The 25,117-nt window shown below is 68.5% G+C and carries 12 protein-coding genes, 1 tRNA gene and 3 rRNA genes; all 16 read right to left on the reverse strand.

Going from position 1 to position 25,117, the window contains the following annotated elements:
- Positions 1-19: 19 nt before the first annotated feature.
- On the reverse strand, positions 20-1,039 hold the full coding sequence (locus tag KZI27_RS13115) for a glycoside hydrolase family 16 protein (RefSeq protein WP_222657959.1): 1,020 nt from the start codon (positions 1,037-1,039) through the stop codon (positions 20-22).
- On the reverse strand, positions 1,024-2,985 hold the full coding sequence (locus KZI27_RS13120; RefSeq protein WP_222657960.1) for a PIG-L family deacetylase: 1,962 nt from the start codon (positions 2,983-2,985) through the stop codon (positions 1,024-1,026). The genes KZI27_RS13115 and KZI27_RS13120 overlap by 16 nt, the downstream gene beginning before the upstream one ends.
- A complete protein-coding gene (locus tag KZI27_RS13125; RefSeq protein ID WP_222657961.1) occupies positions 2,972-6,526 on the reverse strand; it encodes a glycosyltransferase in 3,555 nt (1,184 codons plus the stop codon). Before KZI27_RS13125 ends, KZI27_RS13120 begins: the two co-directional genes overlap by 14 nt.
- A complete protein-coding gene (locus KZI27_RS13130; protein WP_123312247.1) occupies positions 6,523-7,485 on the reverse strand; it encodes a glycosyltransferase family 2 protein in 963 nt (320 codons plus the stop codon). Before KZI27_RS13130 ends, KZI27_RS13125 begins: the two co-directional genes overlap by 4 nt.
- The gene (locus tag KZI27_RS13135) at positions 7,482-8,411 is read right to left on the reverse strand and encodes a glycosyltransferase family 2 protein (RefSeq protein WP_222657962.1); all 930 of its coding nucleotides are present in this window, start codon (positions 8,409-8,411) and stop codon (positions 7,482-7,484) included. The genes KZI27_RS13130 and KZI27_RS13135 overlap by 4 nt, the downstream gene beginning before the upstream one ends.
- A gap of 369 nt (positions 8,412-8,780) precedes the next feature.
- Entirely contained in the window at positions 8,781-11,648 is a 2,868-nt protein-coding gene (locus tag KZI27_RS13140; RefSeq protein WP_222657963.1) for a non-ribosomal peptide synthetase, read from the reverse strand.
- A gap of 314 nt (positions 11,649-11,962) precedes the next feature.
- Positions 11,963-12,034, reverse strand: a tRNA-Gln gene (locus KZI27_RS13145).
- A 45-nt stretch (positions 12,035-12,079) separates the two neighbouring features.
- Positions 12,080-13,108 (reverse strand): NAD(P)/FAD-dependent oxidoreductase, encoded by a 1,029-nt coding sequence (locus tag KZI27_RS13150; RefSeq protein ID WP_222657964.1) that lies wholly within the window; start codon positions 13,106-13,108, stop codon positions 12,080-12,082.
- A gap of 10 nt (positions 13,109-13,118) precedes the next feature.
- A complete protein-coding gene (gene gltX, locus KZI27_RS13155) occupies positions 13,119-14,606 on the reverse strand; it encodes a glutamate--tRNA ligase (protein ID WP_222657965.1) in 1,488 nt (495 codons plus the stop codon).
- Between the two features lie 102 nt (positions 14,607-14,708).
- A 5S ribosomal RNA gene (gene rrf / locus KZI27_RS13160) occupies positions 14,709-14,825 on the reverse strand.
- Between the two features lie 136 nt (positions 14,826-14,961).
- Positions 14,962-18,090, reverse strand: a 23S ribosomal RNA gene (locus KZI27_RS13165).
- Positions 18,091-18,542: 452 nt separating this feature from the next.
- Positions 18,543-20,064: ribosomal RNA gene (locus KZI27_RS13170) — 16S ribosomal RNA — on the reverse strand.
- The 16S, 23S and 5S rRNA genes sit together here, the layout of an rRNA operon.
- A gap of 463 nt (positions 20,065-20,527) precedes the next feature.
- The gene (locus KZI27_RS13175; protein ID WP_222657966.1) at positions 20,528-21,298 is read right to left on the reverse strand and encodes a fumarylacetoacetate hydrolase family protein; all 771 of its coding nucleotides are present in this window, start codon (positions 21,296-21,298) and stop codon (positions 20,528-20,530) included.
- A gap of 30 nt (positions 21,299-21,328) precedes the next feature.
- Positions 21,329-22,438 (reverse strand): branched-chain amino acid aminotransferase, encoded by a 1,110-nt coding sequence (locus KZI27_RS13180; protein WP_222657967.1) that lies wholly within the window; start codon positions 22,436-22,438, stop codon positions 21,329-21,331.
- Positions 22,439-22,453: 15 nt separating this feature from the next.
- The gene (locus KZI27_RS13185; protein ID WP_222657968.1) at positions 22,454-23,524 is read right to left on the reverse strand and encodes a 3-isopropylmalate dehydrogenase; all 1,071 of its coding nucleotides are present in this window, start codon (positions 23,522-23,524) and stop codon (positions 22,454-22,456) included.
- Positions 23,524-25,113 carry a phosphoglycerate dehydrogenase gene (gene serA / locus KZI27_RS13190; RefSeq protein ID WP_222657969.1) on the reverse strand — a complete coding sequence of 530 codons (1,590 nt, stop codon included), beginning with the start codon at positions 25,111-25,113 and terminating at the stop codon, positions 23,524-23,526. Before serA ends, KZI27_RS13185 begins: the two co-directional genes overlap by 1 nt.
- Positions 25,114-25,117: the final 4 nt, after the last annotated feature.

Here is a 25,117-nt window from a genome sequence, read left to right on the forward strand (position 1 = left end):
CTCGGTCGTTCGGGACCGCTCAGTCGTCCGGGGCCGTCGTGGCGGTGTCGTCCGGCAGCGACGCGCTCGGCTCGGCACCGTCCGCCGGCACGTCGATCGTCATCCAGTCGATGAGGAGCGACCCGGCGGCGTCCGCCGGCGGGTTCCCGGCGTTCGACCCGGCCTGCACCACCAGGTGCATCCGAGCCGTCGGGATGTTCTCCGTCGTGGTGCCGACGACCTCGTCGTCGACCAGGAACGACATCCGGTCGGCGGTCCACTCGATCGTGTAGGTGTGCCAGTCCTTCAGCGACGCCTCGGTCTGCTGGTGGATGCACTTCTCGGCAGGGTCCGCCAGGCAGTGCACGTTGAGCCACGCGGGCGCGCCGAGCGCTCCCTCGGGGAAGTCGATCTCGCCGTCGGACCACAGGTTCTCGTCGCTCCAGAGCAGCACGGCCACGCCGTAGCCGTCGACCTCGTCGCTCCGCATCCGGATGCTGTACCGGCCGGCGGTCTGCCCGCCCCACTGGCCGTCAACGAGCGGCACGACACCGCCCGCCAGCGGCACCCCGGCGCGCGTGGTGCGCAGCCGCACGTCGAGGACGCCGTCGTGCGTCGACAGGGTGGACGCCTGGTAGCGCCCCGTGCCCGCGGTGTCGGCGAACCCGTGGTAGGCGACGAACCGGTCCGAGTACCGGGACTCGAAGGTCCGGTTCGTGGCGGCGTCGGCGAAGTCCTCGCCGAACACCCGGGTCCACCCTTCCGGCTCGGAGCTCGGCATCGAGACGCCGCTCGGGTCGTCGAGGGTCACGTCGTCACCGTTCGCCGTGGTGGTCGCCGTCGTGGTGCCGGCGACGATGCCGGCAGCCACGAGCAGGGCGCCGGCCGCGAACGCGGTCCGGCGGGTGCCGGCGCGCCGCGACGGCCGGTGCCGGGACAGGCCACGACCGTGTGCCGGTGGGGCGCCGTGGGCCGACGCCGCGTCGTCGGCGACGTGTTCGGACCACACGGGGCGGGCCTCCTGGCCGTCGCCCTGCTCGTCGGTCACCCGGTCGTCCACGCGCGGACCTCGGAGAGTCCGACGTTGCCCGTGCTGTCCGAGACGCCCGTCACCGTGAACCGCACCCAGGTGACGTCACGCGGGGTGAAGTCGACCGTCAGGGCGTCGCCGCCGTTCGGCAGGGTGCCGACGGCGACCTGGCTGCCGTCCGAGAACGTCAGGGTGCCGCCGGTGACCTGGTCGGCGCTGTTCGGGCGGTCGTGGAGCACGATCCGGCCGAGCCGCTGCGAGGCGGCCCAGTCGAGCTGGATCCAGACCCCGGTCCGGCCCCACGGGGCGACCCACTCGGCCGTCGTGGTGTCGGGGTAGCCCGACACCACACCGTCCACCGCCTTGGCGACGGTCTGCCCGGTGGACTGGTCGTCCCACGCGGCGGTCGGGGTGGCCGACCCGGTGACGTCCGACAGCGTCGGGGTCGGGGTCGGGGTCGGCGTGGGCGTGGGCGTCGGCGTGGGCGTCGGCGTGGGGGTCGGCGTGGGGGTCGGCGTCGGGGTGGGCGTCGTGTCCGTCGGCCGGAAGGCCCGGATCTCGGCGAGGCCGACGTTCCGGGTCGTGCCGCTGACCGAACCGACCGTGAACCGCACCCAGCTGACCTGCCGGGCGCTGAACGTGACGCGTTGCACGGCGCCGCCGTTGTCGAGCGACGGGACCGCGACGCTCGAACCGTCGGAGAACGTCAGCGTGCCGCCGGTGACCTGGTCGTCGCCGTTCGGACGGTCGGCGAGGTCGATCTCGTGCAGGGTCGTGCCGGCTGCCCAGCCCAGCTGGATCCAGGTGCCGACGCCGCCCCACGGAGCCGCCCACTCGGCGGTCGGGGCGTCGGGGTACCCGCTCACCACGCCGTCGACGGCCTTGACGGCCGTCTGGCCGTCCGCCGGGTTCTCGGCGCTCGCGGTGACGGTCGCACCGGCGGTGATGTCGGTGCCCTGTGCGGGCAGCGGTTCGGTCGGGTCGGTCGGCGGCTCGGACGACGAGCCGACGGCGTACTGCCGGCTCAGCCAGGATCCCTCCGGGCGCGACGCGCAGGCGGACGTGGAACCGCAGGTCTCACCGTCGTACGCGGCGTAGGCGAAGAACGCGGCCGCCTTCGCGGCGGTCTGCGCGGCGCTGAGGTTCGCGGGGCGGTTCGCGATCGGGTACCCGAGGTACCCGGTGAAGGTGTGGGCCGCGGTGTACGTCGTCTGGGCCTCGTCGGCGAGGTACGCGACGGTGTGGTGGTCGCTGTGGTCGCCGTCGCCGTACGTGCCGCCGTGGTCGAGGGTGTGGATCTCGGTGGGCGCGTACCCGGTGACGAGCCCGGCGAAGGTTGCGCGCAGGGACGTCAGCGAGTACGACGTCGGCTGCGACGCCCCGTCCACGGTGTGCATCGTCGGGATGTGGCCCTCGTAGAGCTTCTCGAGGCTCTCGTCGTCGGTGGCCGCGAAGCCCGACCCGTCGATGTTCCCGTCCGGCAGCTCGAGGAACACGAGGCTGAGCTCGGGATGCGTCGCCAGGGTCTCCGTGCGCAGGGTCTTCCCGGCCACGACGACCTGACCGGTGGTCCAGTCCGCGTCGACGCCGGCGATCTCGGCGTACGAGGCCATCAGGCCGTCCTCACGGGCCTGCCAGTACCAGGCGGGCTTGCCGGCGTCGCCCGCCGTCACGACGACGGAGCGGACGCACTTGCCCGCGTCGACGTCGGCGCGCAGTTCGGTGCCAGAGAAGAGCAGGTCGTCGTCGGCGTGCGCCACCATCGTGAGCACCCGGCCGGCGCTGCAGTCCGCACCGGCGGCGGCCCCCGACGCCGACGACTGTCCGGTCGTGGTGTCGGCGAGCGCCGCTCCACCGGTCGCGGTGAGCGTCGGGACGACGAACGCCACGAGGCCGAGCACCGCCGCGGCGGACGCGGCGCCGATGCGCCGCGTCCGCCGGGAGGTCCGGACCGTGTCGTGCTCAGTTCGTGGCATGTGCCAGCCCTTCCGGGGTCAGTTCGTAGACGGCGGTGGTGCCGGAGCCGAAGACGCGCTTCCAGTAGGGCGAGTCGGCCATCGCGGCCGCGAGCTCCTGGTAGTCGGCGTCGGTCTGGTAGCCGTAGCGCTCGTCGTAGGCGCCGAACGGCTCGGCGACCAGGGCGTAGTACTTCGTCGCCGGCCAGTCGAGGACGAACTGGCGGGTCATCGTGGACACGTCGGCTTCGGCGTCGTAGCCCTGCGGCTCCGGGTACGCCCCGAGGACCTCGCGGGACAGTGCCCCGACGTCGAAGTAGCGGGCGCCGGTGTTGCTCGGGACGGCGTTGGCCGACCCGGTGAGCAGCATCATCGACCCCTTCGGCGCGGTGGAGTCGTAGAACTGCGTCGCCGCCGACTGGCTGCGCGTCGGGACGCGGTTCCAGTCCAGGGCGGTCTGGCCGAAGGCGCCGACCCCGACCATCGCGGCCACCGCTGCTGCGGCGACGACGACCCGGACGGCCGTGGGCCGCATCGTGCGGGTGAGGAGGCGACCGACGGGCGCCAACCGGCCGCTGGGCATCGGGAGCCCGGCAGCCAGGATCGCGATCCACGGTGTGGCGAACAGCACGACGCGGAAGATGCCCTCCTGGCCGTAGTTCGTCGCGACGAGCAGCGAGATCGGGCTCGCGGCCGTGGCCAGCAGCCCCCAGTGCACGCGGTCCCGGCGCATCAGCACCGTGATCACGGCGACGAGGCCGAGCACCACGAGCGCCGCTGCGGGGATGTCGAACGCGAGCCGGGTGACGAGCGGCTTCGGCAGGACGGTCATGTCGTGCGACGGCGGCTGCACGTTGTCGAGCACCTTGCCGACGGCCCCGAGGGACAGGAACTTCCCCAGGATGTCGTCGTTCAGCAGGGCGAAGCCGACGGCCGGCACGAGCACCACGATCGGGAGCCACCAGGGTCGGAGCAGCCGGAACACGATGAGCGTCACGAGTGCGGCGACCGTCAGGTACGGCGAGATCTGGTGGGTGACGACCAGCACGATGCCGATCAGGGTGATGGCGATGATCCGGGACAGGCCCACGCGGCGTGCCCGCAGCACGGTCGAGCGGACGCCGTCGGCAGCGGTCGCGGCGGTGCGTCGCAGCGGGCCGACGGCCAGCACGAGGATCACCAGGGACATCAGGATGCCCACCGACTGCGGCGAGAAGTACGTCGTGTTGAGCGAGCCGGTCATCGCGGTCAGGAACGCCGCGATCCAGGGGCGGCGGTTGCCCGGCAGCCAGTTGGCGGCGAGGACCCCGACGGCGATCGTCGTGCTGAAGGCCAGCAGGACGGGGACCCACGCGGCGATGGTCATCGCGTTGTCGATCCCGCCGACGTCCGCGACCCAGGCGCCGCCGGCGAACAGCCCGGACCACGTCTGGAAGATGTCGGCGGCCGGGTTCGTCGAGCCCCAGCGTCGGATGTACTCGAGCACACCGATGTGGCGGGCGGCCGCCATGACGGTGGGCATGCCGTAGGTGATGGCCTGCGCGAGCTGGATCGACCCACCGAGCACGACGACCGGGATCGCGAGTCCGCGGCCGCGCACCAGGGCGACGACGGCAGCGGCGACGACGATCGCCAGTCCGACGACCAGGCCGGGGCCGAGCGAGCCGAACAGCCCGTCCGGCACCGGGTCGCCGATGTGCGTGAGCGCGGCGACGACGATGACGAGCAGCCCGACGACCGAGCCGGCCGTGACGGTGTGGGTGGTGGTCCAGCGGCGGGCGGTGGCCCCCTCGGTGACCGGCGCGAGGCGTGCCCGCTGCAGTTCGGCGACGTCCCGCGGCACGGCGACGGCGAGGGCGACCGCGGTGAGCACGACGACACCGACGAACGGTGCGGTGGGGTTCCAGAGCTGGAAGGTCGCCATCGTGTAGCCGATGCCGATCGTCCCGACGAGCGACGCCGTGACCGCGAAGACGCTGAACCGGGCCAACGGCATCGGGCGGACGAGCAGCAGCGGGGCGACGCCGAGCAGCGCGAAGAGGTACACGCCGATCGCACTCCCCCGCAGGACCGGGAGTCCAGCGAGCGCCGCGACCCCGGCGACGAGGAGCGTCAGGACGACGATCGCCGCTGCGGTGAGCCGCGCGACCGGGCTCATGGCGTCCACCGCGACCGGGCGGGCCGGACCGGCCGAGGCCAGGCCGTGCCGGAGCTCGTGACGACCACGTGCGTTCCGGTCGATGGTGCCGCCGCCGCGCAGCCGTTCGGTGAGTGCGAGGAACGGCGCCGCCAGGACCGAGCGACGCTCGACCCCGCGCAGTCGCCGCCGGGTGGCGGCGAACTCGGTGTCGACCGCGTCCGGGACGCGGTCCTCACCGGTGCCGGGCTGGTCGCCGGCGATGTCCGTCACACGGTCGCCCTGCTCGAGGCCGAGTCGTGCGAAGGCGCTGAGCGCCTCGGGCGCTGCGTCCACCGATGCGGTGAGCGACTCGCGGTCGATGGCGTTCTTGGTCATCCAGGCTCCGAGTCCGTGGCCGTGCGCGGCAGCGGCGGCGCGGAGCGACGCGACGTCGTCCGCCGATCGCTGCCACGCGATGGCGGCCGGTTCGACGGCGATCGCGGATCCGGCGAACAACAGTCGTGTGAAGAGGTCGAGGTCGTCGCCGGCGCCGACGCGGGTCCCCGGTCCGAAGGCGGTGTCGAAGCCGCCGATCCGGAGCGCGGTCGCACGGTGCACGGCGAGGTTGTCACCGGTGCCGTAGGCAGCGGCGGCGAAGGGGTGGTGCGGGGGTGCGTCGTCGGTGTCGTCGAGGCGGAACACCCGACGGCGGACGGTCCGGCCGGCCGCGGTGCGGTCGTCGTGCCAGCGCTGCGCGGGGGTGCGGAGTTCGGCGCTCGGGACGAGTCCGGTGACGCAGGCGACGTCGGGGTCCGCGGCGAACGCTCCGGCGAGCGCGGCGACCCAGTCGCCGTCCACGACGGCACCCTCGGCGACGAACGCGACGACGTCGCCGCTCGCTGCGAGGAGTCCGGCGTTACGGGCGGCGGCGAGGCCACCGGCCGGTGCGGCGATCGTGGTGACGCGGCGTCCGCCGATCGCGACCGTCGCGGCGCCGCTGTCGTCGGCGCCGTGCGAGACGACGACGACGTCGAAGTCGGGGTACTCGTTGGCGAGCACCGACCGCATGGTGGTGCCGGCGGCACCGTCCGTGCAGAGCACCACGGTGACGGACGGCAGCACCAGACCTGCTGCCGGCCGACGCTCGGGCACCGGCATCGGCCGGATCGCGCGCTGGAGGGTCCGGACGTCGATGGTCCCGCCGATGCGGCGACGTTCGGTGATGTCCGCCTCGACGAAGCCGAGGGGTTCGCCGCGGTCGCGGACGAGCAGTCGAGCGCGCCGGTAGCCCGCGGCGCCCTCGAGTGCGACCACGTCACGGTGGCTGGACGCGTGCACGTCGGCCCGGTCGACCTCACCGACCCACAGGGCGCCGTCCCACGTCGGCGACAGCGGGCCGGTCACGATCGGCGAGATGACCATCGCCAGGGTCGCGCGGGTCACCTCGTGCCCACCGGCTGTGCGACCGGCACGGTGGCCGGGGTGCGGACGACGACGCCGCCGAGGACACGGCCGACGGCGTAGCCGGTGACGGTCGACGCGACGGAGAGCACGATCGCGAAGGCGCGCAGGGCGCCGCCGCGGCCGATGTGCCGCAGTTCGCGCAGCACCGCTCCGGGGATGACCTTGGTCAGGTACGTCGACTCGCTGGCGAGCGAGTCACCCGTGCCGACGCGGCGGCTCAGGACGGCCTTCGAGATGCCCTCGTAGTAGCTGCGACGACGCAGGTACCGCATCGTCACGCGGTCCGGGGACACCCGGTGCGAGACGTTCGACCGGGGTTCGTGGCGGATGCGCGCACCCGGACGGGCCTGGGCGATGCGGATGCAGAGTTCGGTCTCCTCGCAGCCGAGCGGCTGGTTGCCGACGCGGCCGATGCCGGAGCGGAAGCCGCCGGCGAGCATGATCGCGTCACGGCGGAAGGCCATGCTCGACCCGATGACGTTGCGCACGTCGCCGGGGGTCTCCGGCAGGCCCCGGTACGAGCAGCCGACGATCCAGAGGAGCTCGTCCGCGTAGGGGCCGGCACCGGTGGCGGTGGGCCAGGACGGGGTGGCCCGACCGCCGACGCCGACGACGTCGGGGTCCTCGAGTGCGGTGAGCATGTGGCCGAGCCAGTCCGGGTCGGCCGTGGCGTCGTCGTCCAGGAACGCGACGACGTCGGCGTCGGTGAGGGCGACGCCGGTGTTGCGGGCGCCGGACAGGCCGCGGTCCTCGGTGTTCGGGACGACTCGGAGCTCGGGCCAGCGTGCAGCGGCGCGGGCGAGGAGCTCGGGCTCGTGGTCGATCACGACGACGACCTCGGGGGCCTCGGGCTGGCGCTTGGCGGACTCGACGCTGTCCTGCAGGTCACCCCAGCGCTGCTGGGTGTACGCGCAGATGACGACCGCGACGGTCGTCACGCGACTTCCTCCTCGAGGCTGGCGACCGCGGCGACGGGTGCGCCGACCGGGGCGTGCCCGGCCGCGTGGACCGTCGCGTGCGCTGCAGCCGGGGCTGCGTGCGGCGCCGCGGCGTGCGGCGCGGCGGCCAGCTGCTCGGCCGGCGGCACGACGCTCATGGCGGCACGGCGGACCTCGGAGCGGCCGATCGCAGCGCGGCGACGCTCGTGCATGATCGACTTCAGCACACGGATGCCGTCGGTCACGGCGTTGAGGTTGCTGGAGCCGTGCACGCGGAGCTTCTCGTGGCTGGGGACCTCGGTGATCGCGAGCTCGGCGGCCGACCAGCGGCAGGTGAGCACGGTCTCGATCTCGAACCCGTCGCCCCACAGCATCGAGCCGTCGGTCGGCTTCGGCAGCTCGGAGGACAGCAGGCCGATCTCCGGCAGGACGTCCGCCCAGAAGGCGTTGTAGCCGTAGCAGAGGTCGCTGTAGCGGGTGCCGAGGATGATGTTGCAGAGCATGTTGAGGCCGCGGTTGCCGAGGTTGCGGACGATCGTGATGTCGTCGCTGCCGCCGCCGAGCGAGTAGCGGGTGCCCTTCGCGACGTCGGCGCCCTCGACGAGTGCCTGCACGAAGCGCGGGATCTCGTCGGGGTCGGCGGAGCAGTCGGCGTCGAACATGACGACGACGTCGCCGGTGACGGCCTCGAACCCGCAGGCGAGGGCGTTGCCCTTGCCCTTGCGGGTCTGGTGGACGACGCGGATGTCGGGCATCACGCGCTGTGCGGCGGCGATGGTGTCGTCGACGGAGTTGCCGTCGACCAGGATCACCTCGTACACCGGCGGGAGCTTCGGCAGGATGATCTCGAGGTTTCGGGCCTCGTTCCGCGCCGGGATGACGACGGAGACCCTCGGGTCTGCAGGGCGAACGGTACGTGCGGGCATGGGCGCGGTCCTGTCGGGTCAGGGTTGCTGTCGGGTTGTGGCTCGTGTGACGAGCGGCGCGTCCTCGGATGACGCATCGACGACGGTGACCGTCGTCGGTCGAGCAGCGGGACGCGGGTACGACGCCGCCGGCTTCGCAGGTGAGTGGGTACTCTCCCCCGCGTGTCCAACCATCGTCGCGGGGTGGCAGGCGGTCAATGCGCGGTGCGGTCCATTGCGGACACTCGGCTGCGGATACGGAAACCCGCAACACCGCGCGGCCACGTGCCGTGGACGCAGGAGCAGACGTGACGTGAGGCGCGGTGCCAGCTGGCACCGCGCCTCCCGTCCGCTTCCTGGTCGCGTCCACCGCACCCGGTGAGCAGCTGCTCAGTTCCGGGCCGCGCCCTCCGTCGTGAACGCCGCACGCAGCGCCGTCGCGAGGTCGGCCACGTGCGGTTCCCGCAGCAACGAGCTGTGCTCGGCGGCGATCCGCACGGTCTCGGTCCGGCCGCGCAGCAGCGCGGACCAGCCGGCGGCGTCCGGGTTCGCGTCGGCGAGCACGTACGTCGCCCGCCCGTGGAACGGCGTCGGGTGGTGCCGCCGGGTGACGAGCTCGGCCTGGTCGAAGAAGGCGTCGAAGTCCTTCTGGCCGCCGTGCCGCAGCACACCCGCGCTGTAGGCGCGCATCCGCTTCGCGACGTGGTCGCCCCACGACATGCCCGTGGGCATGACCCGCCGGACGGCCCCGGCGAGGCGCTGGCCGGCGGCGCGGACCGCGGGGTTCCGGTGCTCGCGCGGCTCGAGCCGGCCGAACTGCTGCCGGACCCCCTCGGCGCCCGTCCGCGGCAGGTAGGTGTCCAGCAGCGCGACGTGCTCGACCTGCTCGCCGCTCTCGGTGAGCAGTCGGGCGATCTCGAGCGCGATCAGCCCGCCGAGCGAGTGGCCGACCAGCAGGTACGGTCCGCGTGGCTGCACGATGCGCATCAGGGCGACGTACCGGCGGGCGCTGGCCTGGATGCTCCAGTCCGGCATCCCCCGACGCTCGAGGCCGTGCTGCTGGAACGCGTACACGTCGTGCTCGGGCAGGTAGCGGGACAACGGCAGGAACGTCAGCGCGAGCGCTCCGCCGCCGGCGAAGCAGAACACGGGGGGACGGCCGGACTCGCGCGCGCCGGACACCTTGACCACGTCGGGGTGGCTCGGCAGCGCCGTCGTGCCGCTGCGCACCCGTCGGGCGAACGCCCGGAGCGTGGGGTGCTGCAGGACGTCCGAGGACCGCAGGTCGATGCCGAGCCGACTCTGCACGAGGGCGAGCATCTCCTCGGCGGAGAGCGAGTCGCCGCCGAGCGCGGAGAAGTCCTCGTCGAGGTGCACACCCCGGAGCCCCAGCACCTCGGCCCAGATCTGCCCGACCACGAGCTCCCACTGGTCATACTCGCCCTCGACCATCTCGGTCTCGATGCTCGGCGCACCCGGCAGCTCGGCACGGTCGACCTTGCCGCGCTCGTTCCGCGGCAGCTCCGTCATCGGCACGATCGACGCCGGCACCATGTACTCCGGCAGGCGGTCGCGCAGGGCCAGCCGCAGGGCCGCGGGCGCGGGGGTCCGCTGGCCCGGACGGCCGACGACGTACGCGACCAGGCGGGTCACTGCGGGCGGGTCGACCTGCGCCGTGACGACGGCGTCGTGCACCTCGGGGATCGCGCGGAGCGCCGCCTCGACCTCGCTCGGTTCGACGAGGTACCCGCGGACCTTCACGGCGTCGTCGGACCGTCCGAGCAGCACGAGCCGGCCGTCCGGCTCGATCCGGGCGAGGTCGCCCTGACGCCAGGTCGGTGTGCCGTCGTCGATTCGTCCGGCCCGTTCGGCGGTCTTCTCCGGGGCACCCCAGTACCCGGCGGTCAGGCCCTCGGAGACGATGACGAGCTCGCCGGTCTCCCCCGGGTCGGCGCGGCTGCCGTCCTCGCGCAGCACGAGCACCTGCTTGCCGGGCAACGGCCACCCGGCGGGGACGACGCCCTCGGGCACCCGCGACCCGGGCTCGACGGGGCAGTACGCCACGCAGCCGGTCTCGCTCGACCCGAACGCGTTGAGGAGCAGCGTCGACGGGTCGAGGTGCGGGCGGGCGGCGGCGATGTCCGCCCCCGTCACCGCCTCGCCCGTGGTCATCAGGAAGCGCAGGCCGCCGAGCGCGGGCGCCGCGCCGGACGCCTGCGCCCCGGGTGCCGTCTGCGAGCCGACGATCGAGCGCAGCAGGTGCGGGGTGCAGACGAGGACGTTCACGCCGTCGTCGGTGAACCGTGCGAGCAGGCGCTCGACCCCGAGTTCGCGGGGTTCGAGGAGCACGACGCTGCCCCCGTTCAGCAGCGTGTCGAACGAGAACAGCAGCCCGGCCGCGAACGACAGTGGCAGGACCACGCCGAGCCGGTCGTCGGGACCGGTGCCGAGGGCGACGGCGTCCTGCTCGGCGTTCGCGAGCTGCTGCCGGTGCGTCAGGACGACGCCCTTCGGCATGCCCGTCGAGCCGGAGGTGAAGACGATCGCGAACGGGTCGCGGCCGCCGGGTCGGGTGTCGGGTCGGCTGCCGGGTTGGGTGCCGGGTCGGCTGCCGGGTTGGGTGCCGGGTCCGGTGCCGGCGGCGCGGGTGCCGGCGGGCGCGTCGACTGCGGTGTCCGCTGCCGTGTCCGCTGCCGTGTCCGCCGCCGTCACGTCGGTCGCCCGCTCGTCGCTCGCCGACTCGCCGTGTCGTTCGAGCAGGTCGGCGAGTGCGTGCACGCGTCCGTCGCGCTCGGCGACGACGGTGGCCGCGAGGTCGGCGCGCGCGGGATCCGCCACGATCTCGTCGACGCCGGCGAGCCGGGCGACGTGTCCGAGCCGGACCACGGGCAGGTGCTCGTCGAGCACCACCACGGTGCGCCCCGCGCGGACGAGCGCCAGGATCGCGACGACGGCCTCGGTGGTCTGGCCGGCCATGACGCCGACCGGCTTCGACGCTCCGCCGGCGACTGCGCCCACTCCCGCGCCGCTGCGGTCGTCGGGTCGGAGCTCGGCGTCGAGCACCGAAGCGAGGGAGCGCGACGCACCGTCCGCCTGCCGGAAGGTGTACGGGCGGCCGTCGCCGGCGAGTGCCGCTGCGTCGCCGTGGAGCGCGACCACGCGGTCCCAGCGGTCCAGGACGGAGTGGTCGCCGGCCAGCGGGATCGCGGCGCGGTGGGTCCAGTGGTCGGCTGTCGTCAGCGGGTCGGCGGAGGTCACGATGACACCTCGGATGATCGTCGGCGGGCCGCCGCGTGTCCCGCGTCGGTCCTGCGACCGTACGTGCGGCGCGGTGCCGCCCACGAGCGGCGTCACGCGCGGTGCGGGGTCCCGCAACCCGGCCAGGAGGCACGGCTCGCCACCGTCGGCGCGCTCGGCCCGCGAACCGGGACGGTCCAGGGCCCGGAGCGGGCCGCGTGGACACGACGCATCGTGCGGTTCCGCGCAACCTCGGAACGCGCTGTCCGGAGCCTTCGGATCTCCGGTGAAACGAGAACAGCCCCCGGGATGTCCCGGGGGCTGTTCTTCGAGTGCTGGGGTACCTGGACTCGAACCAAGAACGACGGTACCAGAAACCGCTGTGTTGCCAATTACACCATACCCCAAAAGGCCTGCTGGCCTTTCGGCCCCGTTGTCCGGGGCACGATCAACTACTGTACAGCATCCCGGAGGTCCGCAAGACCACCCACGAGGTCACGGTGCACCGCAGCGGCCGTCGCGGCTCCGTGCCCGGCCGCCACGATGAGCTGCTCCGGCCCGGGAGGGGTCACGTCCCCCACGGCGTACAGCCCGGGGACCGTCGTCCGGCCGACCCGGTCGACGACGAGGAGCCCCTGCGCATCGCGCTCGAGGGCGGTCGGCGCGCCGGGCGTGTCGGTGTCCGGGCCGGTACCGGTGCCTGCGGTCACGTGCAGCCAGTCGAGGTCGGCGTGCCACGTCGGTCGGACGAAACCGCCCGTCCGCGGCTCCACGTGGCCGTCGACGAGCCTGACTCCGGTCATCCCGGTCCGGTCCCCCTCGAGGTCCTCGACCACCCGCTCGTCGATCACGACACCGGCACGAGCCAGGCGCGCACGCCCGGCGTCGTCGAGCGGCGCGACACCGTTCGTGTAGACGATCAGGTCGTCCGTCCACGCCGCGATGAGCAGCGCACGGTCCACGACGTCGTCGGTCTCGCAGATGAACGCGAGGGGCTGCCCCGCCTTGTCGTACGCATCGCACTCGACGCAGCTGTGCACCGCGGTGCCGTAGAACGCGCGGAGCATCGGCAGCGCCGGGAACTCCTCGCGCAGCCCCGTGGCGACGACGACGGTCCTCGCCCGCGCATCCACCTCTGTTCCGCGCCAGGTCCCGTGCAGCCGCCAGCCGTCGGCGTCGGGCGTCACGAGGTCGACCACGGCCTGCACGACCGTCGCCTCCGGGTACGCCTCGACCTCGACACGGCCGAGCTTCCGGAGCTCGAGCGGCGAGACCCCGTCACGCGTCAGGAAGCCGTGCGAGCGCAGGGTCGCGGCGTTGCGCGGCCGGTTGGCGTCCACGAGGAGCACCGTCCGCTTCGCCCGCACCAGGTTGAGCGCAGCGCTCAACCCGGCGGGTCCGGCACCGATGACCGCGACGTCGTGGACGACCGGCGTGTTCGGCTCGTCCGGGCTCCCTGCAGCGCTTCCCGCGGTGCTCATCGTGCCCCGCTCAGCGGGCCGCGAGGGCGCGGAGCCGCGTCAGGGTGGACTCCTTGCCGAGGATCTCCATCGACTCGAAGAGCGGCGGGCTGATCCGGCGACCGGACACCCCCACGCGCAGCGGGCCGAAGGCGACACGGGGCTTCAGCCCGAGGTCGTCGATGAGCGCGGTGCGGAGCGCGGCCTCGATCGCCTCGGTGCGCCAGTCGTCGAGCTGCTCGAGCGCAGCGATGCCGGCCGTGAGCACCGCGGCGGTGTCGCCCTTGAGCGATGCCAGCGCGTCGTCCTCGACCACCAGGTCGGCGTCGTCGGTGAACAGGAACCCGAGCATCGCCGGCGCCTCGCCGAGCAGCTGCATGCGCTCCTGGACGAGCGGAGCCGCCTTCGTCAGGACCTCGAGCTGCTCCGCGGTGGGCGGATCGGTGACGAGGTCGCTCAGGTAGGGCAGCAGACGGGACCGGAAGTCCGCGGCGTCGAGCAGCCGGATGTGGTCGCCGTTGATCGCCTCGGCCTTCTTGTGGTCGAAGCGTGCGGGGTTCGGGTTGACGTCGGTGACCTCGAACGCCGCCACCATCTCGTCGATCGAGAAGACGTCGCGGTCGGCACCGATCGACCAGCCGAGCAGCGCCAGGTAGTTGACGAGCCCCTCGGGGATCATGCCGGCGTCCCGGTGGTGGAACAGGTTCGCCTCGGGGTCACGCTTGGAGAGCTTCTTGTTGCCCTCGCCCATCACGTAGGGCAGGTGACCGAACACCGGGATCGACGGAGCGAGCCCGATCTCGTACAGCGCCTCGTACAGGGCGATCTGCCGCGGGGTCGAGGACAGCAGGTCCTCGCCGCGCAGCACGTGCGTGATGCCCATCAGGGCGTCGTCCACCGGGTTCGTGAACGTGTACAGCGGCTTGCCGTTCGGCCGGACGACCACGAAGTCGGGGAACGTGCCCTGCTTGAACGTGATCTCCCCACGCACCAGGTCGTCGAAGCTCAGGTCACGGTCCGGCACCCGGAGCCGGAGCGCCGGCTCGCGGCCCTGGTCGCGGAAGGCCTGGCGCTCGGCCTCGGTGAGGTCCCGTTCGTGGTTGTCGTACCCCTGCTTGGGATCGCGTCCCGCGGCCTTGTTGCGGGCTTCCATCTCCTCGGGGGTGACGAAGGACTCGTAGACGTGCCCGGACACCTGCAGCTTCGCGATGACGTCGTCGTAGATCGCCGTGCGCTCCGACTGTCGGTACGGACCGTGCTCCCCGCCGGCGTCGACGCCCTCGTCCCAGTCGAGCCGGAGCCACCGCAGCGCGTCGAGGATCTGCGCGTACGACTCCTCACTGTCACGGGCGGCGTCGGTGTCCTCGATGCGGAACACGAGCTTGCCGCCGGTGTGGCGCGCGTACGCCCAGTTGAAGAGCGCCGTGCGGATGAGCCCCACGTGCGGGGTCCCCGTCGGGCTCGGGCAGAAACGGACACGGATCTCGGACCCGGAAGCAGTGGTGAATGGCGCAGTCATGACCCGCCAATGCTACCGTCACGCCCCGCTCCGGAGCGGTCGTGAACGCAGAAAACCCCTGACCAGTGCTGGTCAGGGGTTCCCTGGTGTTCCTGAGGTTAAGTCCGGCGGCGTCCTACTCTCCCACAAGGTCCCCCTTGCAGTACCATCGGCGCTGAGAGGCTTAGCTTCCGGGTTCGGAATGTGACCGGGCGTTTCCCTCTCGCTATGACCACCGGAACACTGTCGACCATGATCTGGTCTCAAACATGTCCCAGCTGTAGCTGAGCTATTTATTCAGTTTGATTCCCGATCGTCTGTCGGGAACCACAAAGTGGACGCGAGCGCCGCACACGAAGGTGCGGGAAATCAGTGTGTTATCAAGTCTTCGGCTTATTAGTACCGGTCAGCTCCACGGGTCGTTAGTCCCCGCTTCCACATCCGGCCTATCAACCCAGTAGTCTGCTGGGAGCCTCTCACACTCAAGGTGCATGGAAATCTCATCTCGAAGACGGCTTCCCGCTTAGATGCTTTCAGCGGTTATCCGGTCCGAACGTAGCTAATCAGCGGTGCCCTTGGCAGAACAACTGACACACCAGAGGTTCGTCCATCCCGGTCCTCTCGTACTAGGGATAGATCTTCTCAAATTTCCAACGCGCGCAGCGGATAGGGACCGAACTGTCTCACGACGTTCTAAACCCAGCTCGCGTACCGCTTTAATGGGCGAACAGCCCAACCCTTGGGACCTACTCCAGCCCCAGGATGCGACGAGCCGACATCGAGGTGCCAAACCATGCCGTCGATATGGACTCTTGGGCAAGATCAGCCTGTTATCCCCGAGGTACCTTTTATCCGTTGAGCGACAGCGCTTCCACAAGCCACTGCCGGATCACTAGTCCCGACTTTCGTCCCTGCTCGACCTGTCAGTCTCACAGTCAAGCTCCCTTGTGCACTTACACTCGCCACCTGATTGCCAACCAGGTTGAGGGAACCTTTGGGCGCCTCCGTTACTCTTTGGGAGGCAACCGCCCCAGTTAAACTACCCATCAGGCACTGTCCATGAACCCGATCAGGGTCCTACGTTAGACATCCAGAGTGACCAGAGTGGTATTTCAACAATGACTCCACGAACACTAGCGTGCCCGCTTCACAGTCTCCCACCTATCCTACACAAGCCACACCGAACACCAATACCAAACTGTAGTAAAGGTCACGGGGTCTTTCCGTCCTGCTGCGCGTAACGAGCATCTTTACTCGTAGTGCAATTTCGCCGAGTTCGCGGTTGAGACAGCTGGGAAGTCGTTACGCCATTCGTGCAGGTCGGAACTTACCCGACAAGGAATTTCGCTACCTTAGGATGGTTATAGTTACCACCGCCGTTTACTGGGGCTTAAATTCAGAGCTTCGCCCAAAGGCTAACCCTTCCTCTTAACCTTCCAGCACCGGGCAGGCGTCAGTCCGTATACATCGTCTTGCGACTTCGCACGGACCTGTGTTTTTAGTAAACAGTCGCTTCCCACTGGTCTCTGCGGCCTTCAACGCTCACGGAGCTAAGTCCGGTCACGTGTCCGGCCCCCCTTCTCCCGAAGTTACGGGGGCATTTTGCCGAGTTCCTTAACCACGATTCTCTCGATCTCCTTGGTATTCTCTACCTGACCACCTGAGTCGGTTTCGGGTACGGGCGGCTGCAACCTCGCGTCGATGCTTTTCTCGGCAGCATAGGATCACTGATTTCCCCTTACGGGTACGCTTCGGATCTCAGGCACACAGACGACGGATTTGCCTATCGTCAGCCCTACATCCTTACACCAGGTTCACCTTACGGATACCATCGCCTGGCTCAGCTACCTTCCTGCGTCACACCTGTTCATACGCTAACCGCACCAGCATGGGGTCGAGCGTTAGACCGGCCACCATCACCCCGAAGGGATCCGGTTGAACCGGGTTAGGACTCTTAGCACCACTGGATTAGCTTGGGCGGTTGTTCGCCGGTACGGGAATATCAACCCGTTGTCCATCGACTACGCCTGTCGGCCTCGCCTTAGGTCCCGACTTACCCAGGGCGGATTAACCTGGCCCTGGAACCCTTGGTCTTTCGGAGGACGGGTTTCTCACCCGTCTTTCGCTACTCATGCCTGCATTCTCACTCGTGTAGCGTCCACGGCTGGATCACTCCGCCGCTTCACTCGCCACACGACGCTCTCCTACCACTCCGCACGACTGAACCACGAAGGCTTGTCAATGTGCGAAATCTACAACTTCGGTGGTGTGCTTGAGCCCCGATACATTGTCGGCGCGGAATCACTTGACCAGTGAGCTATTACGCACTCTTTCAAGGGTGGCTGCTTCTAAGCCAACCTCCTGGTTGTCTATGCAACTCCACATCCTTTCCCACTTAGCACACGCTTAGGGACCTTAGTTGGTAGTCTGGGTTGTTTCCCTCTCGACGATGAAGCTTATCCCCCACCGTCTCACTGCTGCGCTCTCACTCACCGGCATTCGGAGTTTGGCTGACGTCAGTAACCTGTTGAGGCCCATCGGCCATCCAGTAGCTCTACCTCCGGCGAGAAACACGCAACGCTGCACCTAAATGCATTTCGGAGAGAACCAGCTATCACGAAGTTTGATTGGCCTTTCACCCCTATCCACAGCTCATCCCCTCCATTTTCAACTGAAGTGGGTTCGGTCCTCCACGACGTCTTACCGTCGCTTCAACCTGGCCATGGATAGATCACTTCGCTTCGGGTCTAGAACATGCGACTCAAACGCCCTATTCAGACTCGCTTTCGCTACGGCTGCCCCACACGGGTTAACCTCGCCACATATCACTAACTCGCAGGCTCATTCTTCAAAAGGCACGCCGTCACCCCTACAAAGGAGGCTCCGACGGTTTGTAAGCAAACGGTTTCAGGTACTATTTCACTCCCCTCCCGGGGTACTTTTCACCTTTCCCTCACGGTACTTGTCCGCTATCGGTCATCTGGGAGTATTTAGGCTTATCAGGTGGTCCTGACAGATTCACACGGGATTTCTCGGGCCCCGTGCTACTTGGGATACACATCCGGCCATAACACCATTTCGTCTACGGGGCTGGCACCCACTACGGCCCGGCTTTCAAACCGGTTCGACTATGATGCGCTGTAACCGCCCCAGTCCGGCAGAACTGAGCGACGTGTCCCACAACCCCGACCATGCAACGCCCGCCGGCTATCACACATGATCGGTTTAGCCTCATCCGCTTTCGCTCGCCACTACTCACGGAATCACATGTTGTTTTCTCTTCCTGTGGGTACTGAGATGTTTCACTTCCCCACGTTCCCTCTACCCGCCCTATATATTCAGGCGGGAGTCACCAGGTCACAAAAGCGCCCAGCGGGGTTTCCCCATTCGGAAATCCTCGGATCAGGGCTCGATTATCAGCTCCCCGAGGCTTATCGCAGATTTCTACGTCCTTCTTCGGCTCCAGATGCCAAGGCATCCACCGTTTGCTCTTAGAAACTTGACCACAAAGATTAAAATTGCGATCCGTCATCACCCACAACCATCAGCCCGAAGACCTCAGATCGATTGGATGACGCGAATCAAAGATGCTCGCGTCCACTGTGTAGTTCTCAACATACGATCGGCACCACACTCCCCACCATCCAACGACAGTGCTTCATGCGGCCCAACGAAGGACACACCACGGATCACTCCATGCGGCCCAACCCCCAACCCACCTCACAGCAGATCAGGAAGCCTGGTCCCTCAGGACCCAACAACGTGCACCAGCCAACCCGTGCGACACCAACCCGTTCCAACCCCGCAAGCGGAGCGTACTGAGGCCAGCACCATCGGTACCAGCTGCACTGTCAATGTTCCACCCATGAGCTACCCGTCGGACACGTTCGGTCCGAATCAGGCGCCTGGACCATGCATGCCCCGATGAGGGACAACACGAGGCCAGATGCTCCTTAGAAAGGAGGTGATCCAGCCGCACCTTCCGGTACGGCTACCTTGTTACGACTTAGTCCTAATCACCGATCCCACCTTCGACGGCTCCTTCCACAAGGGTTAGGCCACCGGCTTCGGGTGTTACCGACTTTCATGACTTGACGGGCGGTGTGTACAAGGCCCGGGAACGTATTCACCGCAGCGTTGCTGATCTGCGATTACTAGCGACTCCGACTTCATGAGGTCGAGTTGCAGACCTCAATCCGAACTGAGACCGGCTTTTTGGGATTCGCTCCACCTTACGGTATCGCAGCCCTTTGTACCGGCCATTGTAGCATGCGTGAAGCCCAAGACATAAGGGGCATGATGATTTGACGTCATCCCCACCTTCCTCCGAGTTGACCCCGGCAGTCTCCTATGAGTCCCCGGCATAACCCGCTGGCAACATAGAACGAGGGTTGCGCTCGTTGCGGGACTTAACCCAACATCTCACGACACGAGCTGACGACAACCATGCACCACCTGTACACCGACCACAAGGGGGCGACCATCTCTGGCCGTTTCCGGTGTATGTCAAGCCTTGGTAAGGTTCTTCGCGTTGCATCGAATTAATCCGCATGCTCCGCCGCTTGTGCGGGCCCCCGTCAATTCCTTTGAGTTTTAGCCTTGCGGCCGTACTCCCCAGGCGGGGCGCTTAATGCGTTAGCTACGACACAGAAACCGTGGAAAGGTCCCTACATCTAGCGCCCAACGTTTACGGCATGGACTACCAGGGTATCTAATCCTGTTCGCTCCCCATGCTTTCGCTCCTCAGCGTCAGTTACGGCCCAGAGATCTGCCTTCGCCATCGGTGTTCCTCCTGATATCTGCGCATTCCACCGCTACACCAGGAATTCCAATCTCCCCTACCGCACTCTAGTCTGCCCGTACCCACTGCAAGCCCGAGGTTGAGCCTCGGGATTTCACAGCAGACGCGACAAACCGCCTACGAGCTCTTTACGCCCAATAATTCCGGACAACGCTTGCACCCTACGTATTACCGCGGCTGCTGGCACGTAGTTAGCCGGTGCTTTTTCTGCAGGTACCGTCACTTTCGCTTCTTCCCTACTAAAAGAGGTTTACAACCCGAAGGCCGTCATCCCTCACGCGGCGTTGCTGCATCAGGCTTTCGCCCATTGTGCAATATTCCCCACTGCTGCCTCCCGTAGGAGTCTGGGCCGTGTCTCAGTCCCAGTGTGGCCGGTCACCCTCTCAGGCCGGCTACCCGTCGTCGCCTTGGTGAGCCATTACCTCACCAACAAGCTGATAGGCCGCGAGTCCATCCCCAACCAAAAAATCTTTCCACCACCAGACCATGCGGCCAGTGATCATATCCAGTATTAGACGTCGTTTCCAACGCTTATCCCAGAGTCAGGGGCAGGTTACTCACGTGTTACTCACCCGTTCGCCACTAATCCACCCAGCAAGCTGGGCATCATCGTTCGACTTGCATGTGTTAAGCACGCCGCCAGCGTTCGTCCTGAGCCAGGATCAAACTCTCCGTAAAAAAATACAGACCCAACACCCCAAAAGGTGCCAGACCGAGTTGATTCTGACTGTTGACTGTCTACTGACAATCTTCAATCCAAAAGGAATTGTCTCAAACCCAACCAACCCGAAGGAAGGCCAGGCACGAGGTCAATCAATAAATTGGCATTGACAATGTGCACGCTGTTGAGTTCTCAAGGACCAGACGCACTCCCCCACTCGACACCCGAAGATGCTCCGCCAGAGAGGCTATGAAATCCGCTACCCGGGGAAGAACCGTGGCGGACAAGATCTCCAGGTGAACCCAGGGACCGTCTCAGCCGTTCCGTTCTCCGCCGCCGTGGCAACGAGTGATTACTTTACGCAGGGGCGGACGGCTGCGCCAAGCCAGGCGGCATCCCGGGCGTGTCGCCGTGACCGGCCGCGGACGCGGAACGGCCCGCTCCCCCGAGGGGAACGGGCCGTTGCCGTGACGAGCCGGGTCAGCGGCGCGCGATCACGGGGTTCTTGAGTGTGCCGATTCCGGAGATCGTCACCTCGACGACCTCGCCGTCGCGGATCTGACCGACGCCCGCCGGGGTACCGGTCAGGATGACGTCTCCGGGCAGCAGGGTCCAGATCGACGACACGAACTCGACCAGCGACGGGATGTCGTGGACCATTTCGTTCGTCGAGCCCGCCTGACGCAGGTCGCCATCCACCCGGGTCTCGATGCGGATGTCCGACGGGTCGATCTCGGTCTCGATGACCGGGCCGAGCGGGCAGAACGTGTCGAACCCCTTCGACCGCGTCCACTGCCCGTCCCGGGCCTGCAGGTCGCGGGCCGTCACGTCGTTCGCGATCGTGTACCCGAGGACGACGCTCGCGAAGTCCTCGCGCCGGACGTTCTTGGCGAGCGAACCGATCACGATGGCGAGTTCGCCCTCGTGGTCGACGCGACCGATGTCGGCCGGCAGACGGATGGGCTCGTCCGGCCCGATCACCGAGGTGTTCGGCTTGAGGAACACCACCGGGTCGTCGCCGGCGCGCTCGTCCATCTCCGAGGCGTGCTCGAGGTAGTTGAGCCCCACGCCGATGACCTTCGACCGCGGGATGACGGGGGCGAGGAGCTTGGCGTCGGCGAGTGCGACGCGCTCCCCCGTGGTCTCGAACCCCTGGTACATGGGGTCTCCGGCGAGCACCACCAGGTGCCGTTCGTCGAGGATGCCGTACCGGGGGTCTTCACCCTTGCTGCTGAACCGTGCGATCTTCACCGTTCGACCCTACCCACGCCCGAGCGTCGATCAGGACGCGTCGGTCAGCTTCGTCATCCACCCGTGCGGGTCGGGACGACGGCCGTACTGGATGTCGGTCAGCTCGTCGCGCAGGGACATGGTGAGTTCCCCGGCGCCCTCGGTCGGCGAGCCGATCGTGAAGCCCTCGCCGCGGAGTTCCGCGATCGGGGTCACGACGGCGGCCGTCCCGCACGCGAACGCCTCGGTGATGGAGCCGTCGGCCACACCGTCGCGCCATTCGTCGAGGGTCACGCGGCGCTTCTCGACCGTGAGCCCGCGGTCCTCTGCCAACTGCAGGATCGAGTCGCGCGTGATGCCCTCGAGGATGGAGTCGGAGTCCGGCGTGACGAGCGTGCCGTCGGACTTCACGAGCACGACGTTCATGCCGCCGAGTTCTTCGAGGTACTTGCCCTCGACCGAGTCGAGGAACATGACCTGCTGGCACCCGTGCTCGTACGCCTCTTGCTGGGGCAGCAACGACGACGCGTAGTTGCCGCCCGTCTTCGCGGCACCGGTCCCGCCCTTGCCCGCGCGGGCGTACTGGGTGGACAGCCAGATCGAGACCGGCTTCGGGCCGGAGGTGAAGTACGCCCCTGCCGGGCTGGCGATGCAGTGGTAGGCCACCGCCTGGGCCGCCCGCACCCCCAGGAACGACTCGGTCGCGATCATGAAGGGCCGCAGGTACAGGCTCGTCTCGGGCGCGGACGGCACCCAGTCGACGTCGGCCTGCACGAGCTGCCGGATCGACTCGACGAACGCCTCGACCGGCAGTTCCGGCAGCGCCAGCCGGCGGGCAGACCGCTGGAACCGGCGAGCGTTGGCGTCCGGGCGGAACGACCACACCGAACCGTCAGCGTGCCGGTACGCCTTGAGCCCCTCGAAGATCTCCTGCGCGTAGTGCAGCACGCTGGCGCTCGGGTCGAGCGTGAGCGGCCCGTACGGGTGGATCGAGGCGCTGTGCCAACCGTCGTCGAGCGTCCACTCGACGGTGGCCATGTGGTCCGTGAAGTGCTTGCCGAAGCCCGGGTCGGCGAGGATCTCCTCGCGCTCGGCTGCGGCGCGACGGTCCGCGGACGGGGTGGTGGCGAACTCGAGTCCGAAGGCGGTGTCGGTGCTCATGGGGAGGGCTCCTTCTCAGGCGGTGGTGGTGCGTGCCGTGGCCGCGGCGGCGATGGCGTCGCCGATCTCGGCCGTGCGACGCTGCGTGGTGCCCCGGTCTGCCAGGTCCGCCTCGACGGCCCGCGTCACCGCCGTCGCGAGGTCACTGCGGCCGATGTGGTCGAGCAGCAGGGCGACGGAGAGGATGGCGGCCGTCGGATCGGCCTTCTGCTGACCTGCGATGTCCGGCGCGGAGCCGTGGACCGGCTCGAACATGCTGGGGAAGGTGCCGTCCGGGTTGATGTTGCCCGAGGCCGCCAGACCGATGCCGCCGCTGATCGCGCCGGCCAGGTCGGTGATGATGTCGCCGAAGAGGTTGTCGGTGACGATGACGTCGAACCTAGCAGGTTCCTTCACCATGTGGATCGTCACCGCGTCGACGTGCTGGTAGTCCACCGTGACGTCCGGGAACTCCGCCCCGACGGCCGCGACCGTGCGCTGCCACAGGGCGCCGGCGTGCACCAGGACGTTGCTCTTGTGCACGAGCGTCAGGTGCTTCCGGGCCCGACGGTCCGCCAGGTCGAAGGCGTACCGCACGACCCGCTCGACACCGAACGCGGTGTTCAGCGAGACCTCGGTCGCGATCTCCTGCGGCGTCCCCGTCCGGATCGCACCGCCGTTGCCGACGTACGGCCCCTCGGTGCCCTCGCGCACGACGACGAAGTCGACCGCGCCCGGTGCGGCGAGCGGCGTCGCGACGGCGTCGTACACCGTGGTCGGCCGCAGGTTGACGTAGTGGTCGAACGCGAAGCGCAGCTTCAGCAGGAGTCCGCGCTCGATGATCCCGCCGGCCAGCCGGGGGTCGCGGGGGTCCCCACCGACCGCGCCGAGCAGGATCGCGTCGTGCGATGCGATGGCGGACATGTCGTCCTCGGTGAGGATGTCACCGGTCTCGAGGTACCGCGTCGCGCCGAGGGAGAACGGGGTCTCCTCGACGACGAGGTCGTCCGGGGTCACGGCGTGCAGGACCTTGAGCGCCTCGTCGACGACCTCTGGTCCGATGCCGTCCCCGCGGATCACCGCGAGCTTGAGCGTCCGGACGTCCATCAGAGTGTGATGTCGATCTCGCGGAGCGAGGAGGCGTCGATGGCCCGGCCGACGTGCTCGAGGATCTCGGCGGGCACCGGGGAGTCGACGGTCAGGACGCTGAGCGCCTGTCCGCCGGCGGCTTCGCGCGAGATCTGCATCGCCGCGATGTTGATGCCGGCCTCGCCGAACTCCTTGCCGTAGACCGCGACGATGCCGGGGCGGTCGACGTACTCCATGACGACGTGGTGCCGGTCGAGCGGGACCTCGACGTCGTGGCCGTTGATCTCCACGAGCTTCTCGACCTGCTTCGGGCCGGTGAGCGTGCCGGAGACGCTGATCGCCGGGCCGTCGGACTGGGCGCCGCGGATCGTCAGCACGTTGCGGTACTCGGGGCTGTCGGTCTCGGTGATGAGCCGCACGGTGACGCCGCGCTGCTCCGCGATGAGCGGGGCGTTGACGTACGACACCTGGTCGCTGACGACGTCGGTGAAGACGCCCTTGAGCGCTGCGAGCTTGAGCACGCTGACGTCGTACTCGGCGAGCTCGCCGTGGACCTCGACGTCGATGCTCGTCACGGGCGAGGTGGCGAGGGCCGTGAAGACCTGACCGAGCTTCTCGACCAGCGGGATGCCCGGACGGACGTACGGGTCGATGACGCCACCGGCGACGTTGACCGCGTCCGGCACGAGCTCGCCGCCGAGCGCGAGGCGCACCGACTTCGCGACCGAGACGCCGGCCTTCTCCTGCGCTTCGTCGGTCGAGGCACCGAGGTGCGGCGTGACGACGACGTTGGGCAGCGAGACGAGCGGGGAGTCCTTCGGCGGCTCCGACACGAAGACGTCGAGGCCGGCGCCCGCGATGGTGTTCGCGGTCAGTGCGCGGTGCAGGGCGTCTTCGTCGATCAGACCGCCGCGGGCGACGTTGACGACGAACGCCGTCGGCTTCATGATCGCGAACTGGTCGTCCGAGATCATGCCGAGGGTCTCGGGGGTGCGCGGCATGTGGATCGTGACGAAGTCGGCACGCCGCAGCAGGTCGTCGAGGGAGACGAGCTCGACTCCGAGCTGCTGGGCGCGAGCCGTCGTGACGTAGGGGTCGTAGGCGATGACCTGGACGCCGAAGGCCTGCAGGCGCTGCGTGATGAGCGCGCCGATGCGGCCGAGACCGATGATCCCGACGGTCTTCTCGTAGAGCTCGACGCCCGTGTAGGACGAGCGCTTCCAGGCGCCGGCGGCCAGCGACGCGTGCGCGGCCGGGATGTGGCGGGCGAGCGACAGGATGTGCCCGACGGTGAGCTCGGCGGCGGAGATGATGTTCGAGGTCGGCGCGTTCACCACCATCACACCGGCGGTGGTCGCCGCCTTGATGTCGACGTTGTCCAGGCCGACACCGGCACGGGCGACGACCTTGAGGTTCGGGGCCGCGGCGATCGCCTCGGCATCGATCTTGGTGGCGGAACGCACCAGCACGGCATCCGCGTCGGCGAGGGCGGACAGGAGCGCGGGCCGGTCGGTGCCGTCCACGTTCCGGATCTCGAAGTCGGGCCCGAGGGCGTCGACCGTGGCGGGCGAGAGTTCTTCGGCGATCAGGACGACCGGCTTCGACACAGCT

Origin of the sequence: Curtobacterium sp. TC1 (assembly GCF_019844075.1) — a bacterium.
Classification (GTDB): domain Bacteria; phylum Actinomycetota; class Actinomycetes; order Actinomycetales; family Microbacteriaceae; genus Curtobacterium.

Excerpts from the sequence above, each read along its gene's own strand:
- KZI27_RS13120 (WP_222657960.1), bottom strand. The coding sequence starts at position 2,985 with ATGCCACGAACTGAGCACGACACGGTCCGGACCTCCCGGCGGACGCGG.
- KZI27_RS13135 (WP_222657962.1), bottom strand. The coding sequence starts at position 8,411 with ATGCCCGCACGTACCGTTCGCCCTGCAGACCCGAGGGTCTCCGTCGTC.
- KZI27_RS13150 (WP_222657964.1), bottom strand. The coding sequence starts at position 13,108 with ATGAGCACCGCGGGAAGCGCTGCAGGGAGCCCGGACGAGCCGAACACG.
- gltX (WP_222657965.1), bottom strand. The coding sequence starts at position 14,606 with ATGACTGCGCCATTCACCACTGCTTCCGGGTCCGAGATCCGTGTCCGT.
- KZI27_RS13180 (WP_222657967.1), bottom strand. The coding sequence starts at position 22,438 with ATGAGCACCGACACCGCCTTCGGACTCGAGTTCGCCACCACCCCGTCC.
- KZI27_RS13185 (WP_222657968.1), bottom strand. The coding sequence starts at position 23,524 with ATGGACGTCCGGACGCTCAAGCTCGCGGTGATCCGCGGGGACGGCATC.